Here is a 16,025-nt window from a genome sequence, read left to right as displayed (position 1 = left end):
TCTAAAGAAGAGGTGTTACTATGGAATCTCCTTTTGAAATGATAACAGATGTGGATAAGGTGGAAAATGCTTATTATATAGAAGTGAAGCCAGGTGAGTACAATGCAAAGTATTGGAATAAAGAATCGGTCTATTTTGCTGATGAAGCTTTTGCTTATTTCTACACCACGATTTGTAAGTATGTACCACAGTATCAACCTACCCAAGTGACGGAAATCAAAGCAGAAACATGGCTGAGGATCAGTAATCAGCTGCAAGAACTCGCGTATTTTTTGAGCACCAACCCGCCTATGCTTAAACTAAAGAAATGGATTGATTTTAGCAAAGTAGAGGAAACGTACAAACAGTTTGATCATCACAAAAACAAGTACATTCGTGAGTTGATTAACATGATCAAAGAATTTACAGTGTGGATAACAAAGGTATGTCAAACACAATCGTACATCACTATTTTGGGCACTTAATGGGAATCGATGTTGCTTATTGTAATCTATAAGTTATGCAGAAAGTGAAAGAATTGCTCAAAACGAATATGGCATATTGGATGGAAACCTGAAAAAGAAAACGTGTTAGGTTTCTAGGGACTGGATAATGTCAAATTAATTGGAACTTTTTTATCGACAGCAAGACACTTTATAATATCTTCAAGCGGTGTAGAGTGAAAAGTTTACTATATATCTCAGAGTTGAGATTCTAACGAAACAGTTAGAATCTGAAATGCTGATTATGTTAACTGGGTTTGTATATGTGATATACATAAGCGCTTAACTTGTTTAATCCCAGACTTTAGGACGATCAACTCCCATTGTTCTTAAATACTGTAAGAGTTGTCCTGCGTGTACGAACTCATGATAACCTATACGCAATAACATATCACCTAAAGAACGAATATAGCCTACATCTGAACGATCTATTTGAATACATGTTAAATCCTCATCTGAAAAGTTATTTATCATCTCTAGAAATTGTTGAGGGTATGTCTCTGCAAATTCTAATTCACTTTTTACAGAAATCAATGGTTTTTTTTTCAAAAGGAGAGTCAAATTCTTTTAAGATACCCCTATTTTTAATAGCTAGATGATAATAGTATTCTGACTCTAAGACATGTCGAACCATCTCTATGCATGTCATAGCTTCTTTATCTGGCTTCCAATCCAATTCAGTTTGAGGAATTGCTTCCCCCTTTGTATCTTCTTAGATAATTTTACTAAATTAAAAAGAGAAACATCTAATTATTTCAAATGTTTATGGTTCTTATAATAGGTTTTATGTTAATTAACTCGGCATATTGTATTCATTAATTTATCTTCTCTTATAGTGTGTTAAAATGTAATTATAAGGAAAAAGGGGATGTTTATATGTTTACAGTGGGAATTGACGTTAAGAAAACAGAAAAAGAATTAATCATAAAATGGCAACTTGCTAAATTTAATATTGCACTAGAAGATATTATTGAGATTACGGAAGACGATACGTATGGAGGCAAAGAAGTTGATGCAATCCGTATAGGTCCTCCATATGGAACAACTGATCGAATATTCATTAAAACTAAGAAGCAAAATTACATACTTTTCACTACAAACAGGGCGACAATCATAAACAGAATAAACTCATAATCGATAGTTTTTATGTATAAATAATGGCCATATCTAATCACAGATGTGGTCATTAATATTTAGCTTCACTACCAATAAAGTTCATTATATTAATTACAAATCAAATATCTTATGTATTTTTATTTTTATTTACTTTTAAATACTTTGTAAAGTAAGCAGCGAGTAATAGTAACATCATATTAACAACCCAACTTATTGTACCGTTATAATTTAGCCACATCGATAAAAAACAATTAATGGATATGATATAAAAACATAAACTGGAGAGAAGTTCTTTAGGTTGAAAACCTACCTTTTTTATTCTAGCTCTTAAAATGAAAAAGTATAGCACAGTTGTTAGTACTAAAAGCGGTATTACTACATGTAACAAATAAAATACACTCCTATTTCTTTATTAATCCTTTAAAGGATCATTTTACCATATAGTTGAATCTGCGCCAATAACGTGGTTTATAAAAACTAGAGGTATAAAAAAGTTTAAATAGAACTTAAAAACAAAAGAACCTACCTTTTGGGAGAGGGAGGAGCTTCTTTTTCTCATTAAATAGGAACCCTAGACAGTTGTCTCAGTGTTAACACCTGTCTTCTGTTAATATTCAATACAAAAATGGTTACAGTATTAATTGTTTACAATTAGAAAATAAAACATAATTTATTCTAATTACTAAAAATCACAATGTTATAATAAAATGGGTTTGAAAATATTTAACAACTAAGAGGTGATAAACATGATATTTCTTACTCTGTTTTTACTATTAATTATTGTAGGGTATCCAATATGGGACTATTTTTATTTAAAGAAAATAAAAAGTAATCAACTAAACAAATGGAGAATGTACGGGGAAATTGTTATTACTCAATGGATATTGGTCATCATATTTCTAGTCTATTGGTTTTTGACTAAACACACGTTTAACAACTTATTTTCTATTAAAAAACCTTTATTTTCTTTAGATAAAGATTTTTTACTGTCTGCGGGAGTGGGGGCAGGAATTAGTATTATAATGATTGTTTTTATGATTTCCTTTTCCAAAAATGCTAGAGAGAAAATTTCCGAAGGATTAAGTGATGAGAGTATTCAATTCCTGTTGCCATCAAACTTCAAGGAAAGGCTGTTTTTTCTTTTGATAGCAGTTACAGCAGGAGTTTGCGAAGAGATTATTTTTCGTGGCGCAATGTTTCATTATTTCGACCACCTCCCTTTTCATTTATCTACCGTTGCAATTGGAATTATTTCAAGTCTGTTATTTGGAATTGTTCACCTCTACCAAGGCTGGAAAGGGGTACTATTCACTTCCTATTTAGGTGGCATTATGTTTTTTCTTCTTGTGGGGACAGGCTCTTTGTGGGTCCCTATCGCACTACATTTCATTATTGATTCGAAGTTTGTCTTTTTGCCTAATAAAAAGAACCCTTCAAGTGTAATTAAAGAAAATTAAATCACTATTATCAAGAGATACTTGAATAAACTATTATTCAGGTGTTTTTTTTATTACTATTCATTTCTACCTTTAAATTGAGTATTGAAGTTTCATAAAATTTCCTTTTTAATGTGTTCTGAGAACAGAATTTATAAAGAGAGCTTTTTATATCGTATATAAAGAATTCACTTAGAAAAATGTTAAAATAAAATCAAAAACCACGGAGAAAAATATATGAACCATGATATTCTACACTCATTTTTAGAAAAACATTTTGAAAGACTAATATTAGGCCCTTCTCTATTTTATTTATGGAAAAATAGCATTCGTTTTGAAATATCGGATCCTTTGATACCTTATTATAAGAAGGAACATTTAGAGCAAGCATTTTATCGTTCAATCCGATTATTTGAAGCAGTATTTGAAGAAGAAGATGAGATTCTTCTTGTTACGGATGTACACTCCATAAAAAAAGATATCTTCCTCCAAAAAAGACCTTTAAACGTATATTTAAAATACATAAAAAATAAGGAAAAGCTATATCAATTAAGTCATCATCCTTTACCTAGTGTATTTGATGAGGCAGATGATCAATCTGTCACTCATCGATTTGCACTTTCTTGTAAGAAACCAGAACTAAAATATGTACAACTCTTAAAAGCTATTTGTTATGAAGACTTTGATCATCCATCTAGCATACTTAAAAACAACCCACAAAGTGGTTATGATATTTATTTTGTTAATCTTTCCAAAGAAATCATTTTTCATTTGTATGATGATCGAGGTTGTGATGTATTAGCCTCTAATAAAGAATCTATAAAGTTTCTTTATGAAGAATATAATCATTGGATTTTAGATTATGACCGGGAAGAAATAGATCTTTTATTTAAATAAAAACATTATTAAATGCAGAGTCACTGAACGAAAGGTTACTATATATGCGTAAAAAAGGATCTGTTCTAATAAAAAATGACAACCAACTAAACCATGCAGAATTAGCACAAATAGCATATCGGAAACCAATTACTGTAGGGGAAGTTCTTTATAACTACTGGGATTAAATTTTCACTAAGAAGAAAAGAATGGAGATATAACGATGGATTCAAGAAAAGCTATGTTGATGGAAATGCAGAAACTTATACATGAATATTCGCAAATGGGTAACCAACTAACTAATATTAATAAAGAACTCGTTTGGCAGGAACTAAACTTAACAGATGAAGAAGCCCTAAGTTTAAGTAGCGAAAATTTATCGCCAGCATCAATAAAAGCAATTGAAAAGATAGTTAAGGATAATATGATGGGCTTATTTCATGATTTTATGTGTTTAGTAGATGGCGTTTCAGATCCGAATGACATTGAAATTGATAACGATGGAGTCTGGCTAGGTCTTCAAATAAAACCAAAGCACTTATTACCTGAACAAGAATTGGAAGATGAACATAGTGAATTAATGCTACATGACGAGGTTTATGATAGTTATTGGGACTGGAAAGACCAATTCGGGGAAAATGATGATAAAAACGGATAATACGTTACTTAAACATCTACTCATCACCACTTCTGTTATGACCCTTATGATGTTTTTAACGATTGTTCTCCTCCCCGAGATATGGCATCTATCTAAAAATTATATGATCGCGATAGGGATTTATTGGGATAGGGGGAATACGTTATTAGTCTGACCAGATTTTTAGATTCATATACATATAGCTTTAAAAATAAATATTGTGATTAAATCTCCGAGTGTAAAATAACCTCATCTTCGTTCTATTATTAGTTAAGTAAACATTAAAGTATTTTAGTTATTATTAAAGTTTTATTATTTACACTTAGTGACGACAAATATGACCTTTTTCTACAATGTGTGTAATAGTTAACGATATTTTTAATAAAATACGTTAGATGTTACTTCTATAGAAAAGGGGTCGCAGGAAGAAGAGTTTTTTACTTTATGCATATTTTTATACATCGTTGATTTAACAAGGTTTCTCTTTGAGACAGAGCTTAGAAAAGTGTATAAAAAGCGCACCTTCTGTATGTGGTTTTATTTATTTGTTTGAAAATTCAATAAGTTACCACTATATTTTGTTTACATAATCCTAGTATAATGAGAGAGCGAGAAGAAAGAAGGGATTATGTGTTGAAAAGTAAAATGAATCAGTTGTTTGCAGAACAAAAGAGTATTCATATACTGTATTCCTACGACCAGCAAGAAAATTATATACGACAAGTTGTAAGTTATATCCAAGAGGGGATTTTTGCTGGAGATTGCATTCTTCTTATTGAAAATGACCGTTTTTATCCTTTTATTCATGACCATTTGAAAATACTATTGACTACAGATCAAATGAAAATGATACATCGTATAAACAACTTTGATTTCTATTATTCAAGTGGTAGTTATCATCCTCCTGCCATTCTTAATTATTTTAATAAGAGCGTTCAGCCCTACTTAGAAAATAGAATTTCTTTCAGATCATGGGCACATGTAGAATGGAGCACAATGGAAGATCCTTTACATCTAATCGAAGATTTTGAAAAAATAGTGGATAGCGCGGTGAATAAACTCTCATTCCCATTAATTTGTGCATACAAAGGAGAGAGGATGCCAGAGTATCTCAAAACTATTCTGATGGAAACACATCCTTATGTTCTTATTGAGGGTGATTTAATTACTTCTAAACAATATCGGCCATTAACTGAATTGGAATAAAGATAAAAAACGCTTAAGCAATCATACTAAGCGTTTTTTATTTTTAAAGAAATCAATGGCTCCTTTTCATCCATTCAGTTTATTTACCACTATAAGCTCTTTCCTCGTATTCTTATGTCTCTTCAGGTTAGTTTTTCTATTTCGAGGTAGCTCTTTTTATTGTAAAGAAAGTCCGGTTTCATTATTTAGTTAACCTAATGGAAATCATAAATACAAAGCATAGAAAAGCATCATTCTCTTATACAGCCCTCATAAAATTACCGGTTTTGATAAGCGAAAATGTGGAATATCAAATGTAAGATTATTTTAGGAGGAAAGGGAGACAGGTATGTTTGGATGGAGTGATATGCCAAAATTATTATTTTCTTTTTTGATTGTCATTCCAATTGTGTCTGTTATTCACCAACTAGGGCACTCACTTATGGCTATTATTTTAGGAGGAAAGGTCGATTTTACCATTGGACAAGGGAAAACGATTTTTAGGTGGAAGAAAATTAAAATAAAATCTATTTATTTTTTGCACTCCTTTTGTATTTACGAAAAATTAAAGTATGATAACCGTTTTACTCATGCTTGTGTTTATGCTGGAGGTACCATAGCTAATGTAGCGTCTATCCTTCTTGTGTATGGTTTAATTATGTTGGGTATTCTCTCAAAGAATCTCTTTTCTTACCAATTTGTTTATTTCTCTATTTATTATATTGTTTTCTCGCTCTTACCCTTTGAATATTCAGAAACGAGTTTAAGTGATGGGAGAGCTATCTATGATGCATTGAGATATGGAAAGATAACGTGTAATCCGGATTAACAAAGGAAAAGTGGCTAGCCACAACGTGTATTAACGCGGCAACGGTACTAAAATAGATACTGATTAGTAATCAAGTCTTAATTCTTTAGATACTATGATGTAGCTACTGCAGTAAACTTACCTGTCTACTCAAAAAACAACAAGGAGCTCTTACTGCAGTAAGTAAGGCGTAGATGGTTATATACGAGAAAAACTCTGATTAGGAAAAAAATAACAAGATTAATGAGTTTTAGTGAGGGGTAAAGTTAACTAAATAATTTAAAAGGAGGGAAGTAGTAATGGAGATTCTATGGATGCTAATTGTAGGTGGAATTATTGGGTGGCTCGCCGGTTTAATTACGGGACGCGACGTTCCTGGAGGTATTATTGGTAATATTATCGCTGGCTTTATTGGTTCTTGGTTGGGCGGCCTTATCTTGGGAAGTTGGGGGCCAGTCATTGGCGGTTTTGCAATCATTCCAGCAATTATTGGATCAATCATTTTAGTATTAATTGTAAGCTTTCTTTTAAGAAAAATGGGTCAAAAAAAGAATCATGGTCATCATGTATAAAAATTGAAAAAACTTAAATTGGAGTGATTAAAAATGAGAGAAGAAAATAATTCTATGCTATATGATTTTGTTGAAGGTAATCAATTTGAACTAGATTCTTATCTTACTTATTTATTCGATCAAATTAATAATGATAGCGAAATTCTGTCAGAAGATTAATGAGATTACAGATATTTTATTATAAAGAAACAGACAAAAAAACAATAAATCAAAATATAGTATAAGCGACCTTAGTAACTTTGTTTACAGTATATAGGGTCGCTTATTATTATCGAAAAGTGCAGATATGCTTCATTACTGCAGCAGGTAAGGCGTAAACGGCCCTAGAATCTGTGCTTTTTATAGGTTGGGGATTAGCTTCCTCACTTAAACTGAAGTATCTATTACTCAACCTTATTGAACATAAACAAAAGTTCTCTTTAAATTCTGAAGGGCCTGGTTATCATATATTTATATACTCTTCTTCATGCCACATTCTCTACATTCACGTAAGAAAACGCCACCTTTTACGGAGCTTTTGAAGTAAGCTGAGTTACAGTTATCGCAACGGCCACTAACCTTATCCGGAAATTCCACATAGTCATACACTTTTTCAAGATCGATTTCTTGCTCTTTTATTTCTTCCAGGTTGATCACTCTTTTCTATTTGACTTTTATTAGACTAACACAATTAGGTCTATATAAAAGGTGTATGTTAAAATTACTTTGTTTTTATTATTTCTTAAAAACATAGGCTCTTTCACGCTACGAAAGGTTAATATTTAAATAACAGTTCGTCGTTATTTAAATATTCTTCACTTCTATGAGGCTTGTCTAAATAAAATGTACGCGAAATGAATAATAATCTTCTTGATTTATCTGTTGTATATAAATATAATGTAACTGAAGTACGCAAAAAGAGAACACGAAATTTAAAATATAATTTTCGTTATTATCATTTTTTGATTTCATTCAATACCTATGTACAGGAAGCTCATGTTTATTATTATGTAGTTGCTACGATCGAGACTTTTGAAAGCGATATCATTTCGTTCGAAGAAAAAATTTAAAGGGTTTAATTATTTTAACAAGTTATAGAGATATCTAATGTTATGATTTCCTTATCTCTAAATAAAAGAAGAAGATATTTCTTTATCTGAAATGAAGGGATAATAGATTAAGGTACTCTTGTCTAACATTCATATAAATCTAGTAACAGTCACTTCTAGGTTTATATGAATGTTAGACAATAAACAGGATTTCAAAAGGTTAAAAGGATAATAGAAAATCTCTTTATAAATGATACTATATGCTCAGGTATATAAGGTGAGCCGAAAAAGTGGATTTTCACAATAAAGATTTTGAAAACGCTTTACTGAAGGGGGGAGTTAATTTCAAATTATATGATTACCATTTATTTTAAAGATTATTCACACATTGGACTTATTTTTAATCATTGTCTTTTTTATAGACGCTAGCCTAAGCATAGGCTCTCTTTAAGTGTTTTAATGAACCATAAATTGAAAGGGGTTACAACTATGAAGAAATTGGGATTAGCTACACAAATATTTATTGGACTTGCGTTCGGGATTGCTATAGGCGCTATTTTTTATGGAAATAATACAGCGATGGCCATTCTTCAACCTTTAGGAGATATTTTTCTTCACCTAATCAAAATGATTGTTATTCCTATCGTTGTATCTGCACTAATCGTATCTATAGCTGGTGTAGGTGATATTAAAAAGCTAGGAAGACTAGGTGGAAAAACCATTCTTTATTTTGAAATTGTTACTACGATTGCATTAGCAGTGGGATTATTAGCCGCAAATTTATTCCATCCAGGTAGTGGTATAGATATGGGGAACCTTGAGAAAGGTGATATATCCAAGTATGAAGAAACATCTAAAACAACTGAGAGTACAGGTGTAGCAGCTCAAATCGTTCATATTATCCCAACTAATATATTCCAATCATTGACTGAAGGGAATTTATTAGCGATTATCTTTTTCTCAGTCTTATTTGGTCTAGGAGTTGCAGCAATTGGAGAAAAAGGCAAACCAGTTTTAAACTTTTTTGAAGGCGTACTGGAATCCATGTTTTGGATGACAAACTTAGTTATGAAATTTGCTCCATTCGGAGTATTTGCTTTAATTGGTTTGAATGTGGCGAAGTTTGGAATTGGTTCATTAATCCCTTTAGGAAAGTTAGTACTCGTTATATATCTGACCATGATTTTCTTTGTTTTTGTAGTATTAGGTATTATTGCAAAAATGGCTGGAACTAATGTTTTAGTGCTTATAAAAATCTTAAAAGATGAGTTAATTTTAGCGTTTACAACCGCAAGCTCTGAAGCAGTATTGCCAAGGTTAATGACTAAAATGGAGAACTTTGGTTGTCCGAAAGCTGTCACATCATTTGTTATTCCGACAGGATATACCTTTAACCTTGATGGATCATCCATTTACCAAGCCATTGCTGCCCTTTTCATTGCACAAATGTATGGGATTCATTTATCTTTCGTAGAACAAATTACACTTTTACTTGTGTTGATGTTGACTTCTAAGGGAATGGCAGGAGTTGCGGGCGCCTCATTTGTTGTTGTATTAACAACATTGGGCTCAATGGGATTACCTCTAGAAGGTATGGCATTCATTGCTGGTATTGATCGTATTTTAGATATGCTTCGTACATCTGTCAACGTAGTAGGTAACGCATTAGCTGCTATTGTGATGTCTAAGTGGGAAGGCGGATTCGACAAAGAAAAAGCAAAGCATTATACAGATTCTATTAGAAAATCGGACGTAGCATAAAAAAATTTCTTTTTATGTAAAGAAGGAGATCAATGTTATGACAAATATAGAAATACCAGAAAAACAAAATGTAAGAATTGAAAAAGATTTCCTAGGAACAAAAGAAGTTCCTACTTATGCTTACTATGGGATTCAAACTTTACGTGCAGTTGAAAACTTCCCAATAACAGGATATCAAATTCACCCAGAACTTATTAAAGCATTAGGGATCGTTAAAAAGGCTGCTGCTCTTGCTAACATGGAAACAAAAAGGTTATATGATGGGTTGGGTAATGCAATTATTGAAGCAGCAGACGAGGTTATTGAAGGGAAAAGAAACAATCAATTTATTGTTGATCCAATACAGGGTGGTGCGGGGACCTCAATGAATATGAATGCAAATGAGGTTATTGCAAATAGAGCTTTAGAGTTACTTGGTCATAAGAAAGGTTCTTATTCCGATTTAAGCCCTAATAGTCATGTAAACATGTCACAATCAACAAACGACGTATTCCCAACTGCTATCCATATTGCAACGCTTAATCTGTTAAATAAGTTACTGAAAACAATGAATTATATGCACAGTGTATTTCAGAAAAAGGCAGAACAATTTGATTCTATTATAAAGATGGGACGTACTCACCTACAGGATGCGGTTCCAATCCGTCTTGGTCAAGAATTTGAATCATATAGTCGTGTTCTTGAGCGCGATATGAAACGTATTAAGCAATCTTATGGACATTTATATGAGGTTAATATGGGAGCAACTGCAGTTGGAACGGGTTTAAATGCAGATCCACGTTATATCGAAAATGTTGTAAGATATCTAGCAAATATTAGTGGTTTACCACTTAAGAAGGCCAATCATCTTGTAGACGCGACTCAAAATACAGACGCTTATACAGAAGTCTCCGCTAGCTTAAAAGTGTGCATGATTAATATGTCTAAAATTGCGAATGATATCCGATTAATGGCGTCGGGTCCTCGTGCAGGATTAGCTGAACTTATATTACCAGCTCGTCAACCTGGTTCATCTATTATGCCTGGAAAGGTCAATCCTGTCATGCCTGAAATGATTAATCAAGTAGCTTTTCAAGTTATAGGTAATGATCATACAATTTGCCTGGCATCGGAAGCAGGTCAGCTTGAACTAAATGTGATGGAGCCTGTTCTTGTATTTAACTTGCTTCAGTCAATCAGTATTATGAATAACGCATTCCACGTCTTCACAGACCATTGTCTAAGAGGCATTGAAGCAAATGAGGGACGTTTAAAAGAGTATGTAGAAAAAAGTGTAGGGATTATTACAGCCGTAAATCCACATATCGGATACGAAGTAGCAGCACGAATTGCTAGAGAGGCTATTTTAAATGGAAAGTCGGTACGAGAACTATGTTTGCAATATGACGTATTGACTGAGGAGGAGCTTGAGTTAATTTTAAATCCCTATGAAATGACGAACCCAGGTATATCTGGCAGCTCTCTTTTTGACAGAAATTAATTTTTAACAGCTTGCTCCATATTAAGTTTATCGTATAAGCCACCTACTTTGGATATCCCTAGGTGGCTTATTTTCTATATAAACGTCTAAAAATACCAACTGCCATTCAAACCAGGCTATTTTTTATAGTCCAAGTACCACCTAAATGTTTTTATACATCTATGGCGGAACAGGAACGAGCAATCATTTTACAGCGCCAACGAGAAGGAATAGCCGTTGCTAAGGCAAAAGGAAAACATCTAGGGCGTCCCATCATTGCTTTTCCTAAAGAATGGGATAGGTTATATAAAGAAAGGAAGTCTGGAACAATTACGGCTGTCGCATTTATGAAGGAAATAGGCATGAAGAAAGCGACGTTTTACAATAAGGTAAGGGCTTATGAGGAAAGGAAGTAATTATAACAAGGAAATAAAAAAAATTCTAAGCTAAATTTATAGGAGATCAGCTCAGGCTCCTATTTACGTTTTTTTATATGAAATATTTTTAGAAAGTCTACAAATTTTATAAATAGCAAGTATCTAACCAACGTTATGATATTACAGGATGTTACTTTCTCTTTTAGATAGAGACTGTTATTAGAAACCTTATGTAAAAAGCCAATTCTTAATAATTAAGAATTGGCTTTTTACTAGTATTTAAACAGTTGTCTTTGTAGTAAGAGGTTCAGATAACGGCTTTTTTTTCGTAGTGCGCGACTTTTCACAAATTCTTAATTTAAAGAAGTTCTTTGGAAGAACATTAGTCACATATCTGCATAAACAGTACATCTTTGATACACATACTAGGGCATGCAAAAAGTAGTATTTATACATTCAAAAACCACTGACGATCATCAGTGGTTTTTGAGATTACACGTAATAAATGAGAGCTGATGATTTATGTCAGTCATCGTAATTAGGGTATACCTTCAGAAATATAAAGTCAAATACTCTTATTTTAATTTGAGAGTGATGCATTAAAATAGGGCTGTTTTTAAGATAATATTTCTAAGCACCTTTGTTCATCAAATAGTTCGAAAGAGTCTCAAAGCAATTATCACGATAGAAATCATGTAAATCATCATTGTCTCGCATGAGCCATTGGATCAGAGAACCGTCAATTAATGCTCGAATCGTATAAGAGGCTTTATTAACATCTATATCAGAGAATATACCCTCCTGTTGACCAAGTTGTATAATTTCACGTCCAATTGACCAGCAATTTTCGTAAAATTTTTCATTTGTTTGACGAAATTTTTCGTTATGATTTGCTTGAGTTAAAAATTCTAGATATACTCGATAAAACTTTCGGTTATCTCTTGGACTAGCAAAAGCAGCGTAGACATAAGCTTGTAATTTCCCAGTTGCTGTTTCTTCTTGGCTAATCGCTGCGTGTTCGCGTATGTATATATTTTCAGTTATCTCCTCCAGTAGACTTCCCAAAATATCTTCTTTGTTTTTGAAGTAATAACTGGCTACTCCTTTACTGACATCAGCATAATCAGCAATATCCTGTAAAGTAACGTTATGAAAACCCTTTTCAGAAACAGCTTTAAAGGCAGCCTTTAATATTTGTTTACGGCGCTTTTCAGCTTTATTACCCATTTTAAACCACCATCCTTTTTCTAGATTTAATTATACCTAAAAAAAGGACCACAAAAAACAAACTTAAAATTCACAAAATAATCTCAAGAAATTTATTCTGACTAGACAGAATAAATTTGACCGGTCAGAATAATTAAGTTAAACTATTTGATGAGAATATTCTCACCAGACGAAGGAGACAATAGCATTCATCATCTTAAGTTCTGTAACATCTCTGGAATCTGTTAGCAGGATATTGAACAATTTCTCATATTGCAAAGAATAATTCACTCTAGTAGGGATTTTAGTCTTACGAATGTAGTTAGCACTAAAAGAAACAGTTTACTTTTCAACAAATTCACTAAGGAAAAGAGGATGATAGAAGTGACAACTGAAAAATCATTTACAAATATTAACTTAAAAACAGAAAATCATGTGGCTTATATTGCTCTGAATAACCCTCCGGTAAATGCCATAAGTGGAGCTACAGTAAAAGGGCTAGACGAATGTCTTAACTACGTAGCAGAAGAACAAGAAATAAAAGTTGTTGTACTTACAGGTGAAGGTAAATTCTTCGCTGCAGGAGCCGATATTAAAGAGTTTGCACAGGCATTTGATAGTAAAGATAAAGGGAGAGATCTTTCTGTTAAAGCACAAGTAGTTTTCAATAAAATTGAAAATCTTAAAAAACCTGTAATTGCATCTATTAATGGGGCTTGCCTTGGGGGTGGATTAGAGTTGGCAATGAGTTGTCATATGCGTATTGCAGCAGATGAAGCAAAGCTTGGACAACCCGAGCTCAACTTAGGGTTAATTCCTGGATTTGGAGGTACACAACGGCTTCCACGTATATTAAATAAATCTCAAGCACTTGAACTAATCTTAATTGGAGAACCCATTAGTGGTAAAGAAGCAGAAGCAAAGGGTCTTGTGAATAAGTCAGTCCCTCTTTCTGATTTAATGAGTGAGGTAAAACTTTTTGCCGAGAAGATTGCTCTGAATAAAAGTCAACCTTCTATCTCAGCTACAATTGAAGCCATTAATAGAGGGATAGAAACAACCTTAGAAAAGGGATTAAGCCTTGAAGCAGATCTTTGGTCCGACTTATTTGTTACAAAAGATATAAAAGAGGGCGTCAGTGCTTTTATGGAAAAGCGCAAGCCAGAATTTAAAAATGAATAATATTCAGTAAGAGTTTCATATGTCATACGAAATTAAAGTTTTTATATGAGATAATGACTAACATTAATTCAGGTGGTGATTATATGGGTGCCCAAGCTAGCGTAAAAGTAGATATACAGAATGGTGTGGGATGGATTAAATTGAATCGTCCACAAGCATTAAATTCACTAAATGTGGAGATGGTAGAGACTATTTCCACACAACTAAAAGAATGGCAAACTGACAATAAAATTGCATTGATTTGTATTCATGGCGAAGGAAGTAAAGGGTTTTGTGCTGGTGGTGATATGCGCAAACTATATGATTTAAAGAATACTGGTATTGAAAATTATGCTGAACGTTTCTTTTCCACCGAATATCAACTAGATTATAATATTCACCATTATCCAAAGCCTATCCTCGTTTATATGAATGGAATTGTTATGGGAGGAGGAGTAGGACTTTCTATAGGAGCATCACACCGTATCGTGACAGAAACAACAAAATGGGCAATGCCTGAGATGAATATTGGCTTTTTTCCTGATGTAGGAGCGAGCTATTTCTTGAATCGAATGCCAGGACATGTGGGCCGTTATTTGGCTTTAACAGCTAACATTTTAAAAGCTGGTGATGTATTCTATGTAGGAGCCGGAGACTATTACCTAGAGAATGCAAAATGGGATGGTGTGATAAAAGAGATCAATGAAACAAACTGGTATTTAGAATCAGCACATCAAAAATTAAATTTAATGCTTGAAAAAAGTTGCATTACTCCAGAACCGTCCTCAAGTATTAAAATGTTACAGAAGAAAATTGATGAACATTTTCATTTTAATACTTTAGAAGAAATTATAGCGTCCCTTGAAGAATCATCACATAAAGGGGATGAGTGGGCTCAAGCAACCGTAGATATCATTCTCTCTAAGTCGCCAACATCTTTAAAAGTAACTCTTTATCAACTCCAAGAGGGTAAGCTAAAGTCTTTAAAAGAATGTTTAGATATGGAAATGAACCTAGCAATGAATTTTATGAAATCTCATGATTTTTACGAAGGGATTCGCTCTGTACTTGTTGACAAAGATTATAATCCAAAGTGGGAGCCTATATCTTTTAACTCAGTAACAGGGGATAAAGTTACGTCTTTTTTTCAATCATAGCGTTTGCTCAGTTTAGTTTTCCAAACTCATAGAGAACGTGTATGTGTGAGTACTGAGTACTGTTAAAATCGTTATGAAATGAAAATAGGAAAACTTTGAGCCAAATATTATCATTCATTGAAAAGAAGATAAATTTAAAATGACTGCCGTTTATTCTGTTCTGACAGAGCATCTATTTGTAAAAAAGTTGTGAAAGAATTATCTATTGATTCACATACGCTATGTGGTTGGCCAAGCAAATATGAAAAATATCGACAAAGTGCGTTTCTAGGAGATGGAAGCGCACTTGACCATTCCATAATAAGAATGATTAAGCTCAAGTATGAGAATGAAGAACTTGGAAAAGAGCTTAATTTATCAAAAAACACCAGGGTTTTATTGAAGAAAAACAATGTGGACAATTTCAATTCTTAAAAGAAGATAAACACAGATATACCATTAAGAAAAGCTATAGAATGCTAAATAACTCCCAATCAAGTTACTGTGAACATTTATAGAGGAACAGCTTTGAAGACTAAAGTGTTACGTACAGCAGTACAGGAGGTATTTAAGGAACATAAGAGGGGGAAGTAACCCTTAAGAATTACAAAGGTTATTGTGGAAAAGGTAAGCAGAACATACTGAAAAGTTGAGGAATTCTAAAATTGTTATCAAGAAAATCAGGACAGTTGGTTTACAAATAATTTGTACGCTTTCTGTTTTTATAGCTATATAGTCTATTTACCATAATGTCACTATACAGAAGATGTACTTACTCAACGTAA

Annotated in this window: 16 protein-coding genes and 1 pseudogene; 14 read left to right on the top strand and 3 right to left on the bottom strand. The window is 32.8% G+C overall.

Features of this window, described 5'->3' with window-relative positions; translation table 11 throughout:
* Positions 1-20: 20 nt before the first annotated feature.
* On the top strand, positions 21-464 hold the full coding sequence (locus ACRPLQ_RS17840; RefSeq protein ID WP_165635790.1) for a hypothetical protein: 444 nt from the start codon (positions 21-23) through the stop codon (positions 462-464).
* 309 nt (positions 465-773) lie between these two features.
* Here ACRPLQ_RS17840 and ACRPLQ_RS17835 read toward each other — a convergent pair.
* Positions 774-1,179 (bottom strand): annotated as a pseudogene (locus ACRPLQ_RS17835) (DinB family protein); the annotation flags it as partial.
* Positions 1,180-1,358: 179 nt separating this feature from the next.
* On the opposite strand from ACRPLQ_RS17835, the gene ACRPLQ_RS17830 reads away from it, so the two are divergent.
* The 8 genes from ACRPLQ_RS17830 (at position 1,359) to ACRPLQ_RS17795 (ending at position 7,271) form a co-directional block, all read left to right on the top strand.
* Positions 1,359-1,616: a hypothetical protein gene (locus ACRPLQ_RS17830; RefSeq protein WP_028413788.1), complete on the top strand. Its 258-nt coding sequence runs from the start codon at positions 1,359-1,361 to the stop codon at positions 1,614-1,616.
* 728 nt (positions 1,617-2,344) lie between these two features.
* Complete coding sequence (locus ACRPLQ_RS17825; protein ID WP_432236197.1) at positions 2,345-3,055, top strand: CPBP family glutamic-type intramembrane protease; 711 nt, start codon at positions 2,345-2,347, stop codon at positions 3,053-3,055.
* Positions 3,056-3,271: 216 nt separating this feature from the next.
* A complete protein-coding gene (locus ACRPLQ_RS17820) occupies positions 3,272-3,931 on the top strand; it encodes a DUF3885 domain-containing protein (RefSeq protein ID WP_165635792.1) in 660 nt (219 codons plus the stop codon).
* Between the two features lie 202 nt (positions 3,932-4,133).
* Positions 4,134-4,568: a hypothetical protein gene (locus ACRPLQ_RS17815; RefSeq protein ID WP_028413785.1), complete on the top strand. Its 435-nt coding sequence runs from the start codon at positions 4,134-4,136 to the stop codon at positions 4,566-4,568.
* 609 nt (positions 4,569-5,177) lie between these two features.
* Positions 5,178-5,753: an MEDS domain-containing protein gene (locus ACRPLQ_RS17810; RefSeq protein WP_081356431.1), complete on the top strand. Its 576-nt coding sequence runs from the start codon at positions 5,178-5,180 to the stop codon at positions 5,751-5,753.
* Positions 5,754-6,081: 328 nt separating this feature from the next.
* Complete coding sequence (locus ACRPLQ_RS17805) at positions 6,082-6,561, top strand: site-2 protease family protein (protein ID WP_165635793.1); 480 nt, start codon at positions 6,082-6,084, stop codon at positions 6,559-6,561.
* 278 nt (positions 6,562-6,839) lie between these two features.
* Positions 6,840-7,112, top strand: a complete 273-nt coding sequence (locus ACRPLQ_RS17800) for a GlsB/YeaQ/YmgE family stress response membrane protein (RefSeq protein WP_028408939.1) — start codon at positions 6,840-6,842, stop codon at positions 7,110-7,112.
* Positions 7,113-7,145: 33 nt separating this feature from the next.
* Positions 7,146-7,271, top strand: coding sequence for a hypothetical protein (locus ACRPLQ_RS17795; RefSeq protein WP_255219823.1), 126 nt, complete (start codon positions 7,146-7,148; stop codon positions 7,269-7,271).
* A 291-nt stretch (positions 7,272-7,562) separates the two neighbouring features.
* Here the strand turns inward: ACRPLQ_RS17795 and ACRPLQ_RS17790 are convergent, their stop codons facing one another.
* Entirely contained in the window at positions 7,563-7,748 is a 186-nt protein-coding gene (locus ACRPLQ_RS17790; protein ID WP_075420359.1) for a hypothetical protein, read from the bottom strand.
* Between the two features lie 881 nt (positions 7,749-8,629).
* On the opposite strand from ACRPLQ_RS17790, the gene ACRPLQ_RS17785 reads away from it, so the two are divergent.
* The 3 genes from ACRPLQ_RS17785 (at position 8,630) to ACRPLQ_RS17775 (ending at position 11,776) form a co-directional block, all read left to right on the top strand.
* Positions 8,630-9,901: a cation:dicarboxylate symporter family transporter gene (locus tag ACRPLQ_RS17785; RefSeq protein ID WP_165635794.1), complete on the top strand. Its 1,272-nt coding sequence runs from the start codon at positions 8,630-8,632 to the stop codon at positions 9,899-9,901.
* A gap of 37 nt (positions 9,902-9,938) precedes the next feature.
* Entirely contained in the window at positions 9,939-11,381 is a 1,443-nt protein-coding gene (gene aspA, locus ACRPLQ_RS17780; protein ID WP_063247028.1) for an aspartate ammonia-lyase, read from the top strand.
* A gap of 62 nt (positions 11,382-11,443) precedes the next feature.
* On the top strand, positions 11,444-11,776 hold the full coding sequence (locus tag ACRPLQ_RS17775; protein WP_321201901.1) for a hypothetical protein: 333 nt from the start codon (positions 11,444-11,446) through the stop codon (positions 11,774-11,776).
* A gap of 591 nt (positions 11,777-12,367) precedes the next feature.
* Here ACRPLQ_RS17775 and ACRPLQ_RS17770 read toward each other — a convergent pair.
* Positions 12,368-12,964 carry a TetR/AcrR family transcriptional regulator gene (locus ACRPLQ_RS17770; RefSeq protein ID WP_165635795.1) on the bottom strand — a complete coding sequence of 199 codons (597 nt, stop codon included), beginning with the start codon at positions 12,962-12,964 and terminating at the stop codon, positions 12,368-12,370.
* Positions 12,965-13,327: 363 nt separating this feature from the next.
* Between ACRPLQ_RS17770 and ACRPLQ_RS17765 the strand changes: the two genes are divergently transcribed.
* Positions 13,328-14,125, top strand: a complete 798-nt coding sequence (locus ACRPLQ_RS17765; protein ID WP_321201902.1) for an enoyl-CoA hydratase — start codon at positions 13,328-13,330, stop codon at positions 14,123-14,125.
* A gap of 83 nt (positions 14,126-14,208) precedes the next feature.
* Positions 14,209-15,261, top strand: a complete 1,053-nt coding sequence (locus ACRPLQ_RS17760) for an enoyl-CoA hydratase/isomerase family protein (protein ID WP_432236196.1) — start codon at positions 14,209-14,211, stop codon at positions 15,259-15,261.
* The last annotated feature ends 764 nt before the right edge of the window (positions 15,262-16,025 follow it).

This window comes from Priestia sp. TRN 1309 (assembly GCF_050846875.1).
In the GTDB taxonomy this organism is placed as follows: domain Bacteria; phylum Bacillota; class Bacilli; order Bacillales; family Bacillaceae_H; genus Priestia; species Priestia zanthoxyli.
The sequence above is the reverse complement of the archived record's forward strand: the minus strand, read 5'-3'. Positions and strand labels throughout refer to the sequence as shown.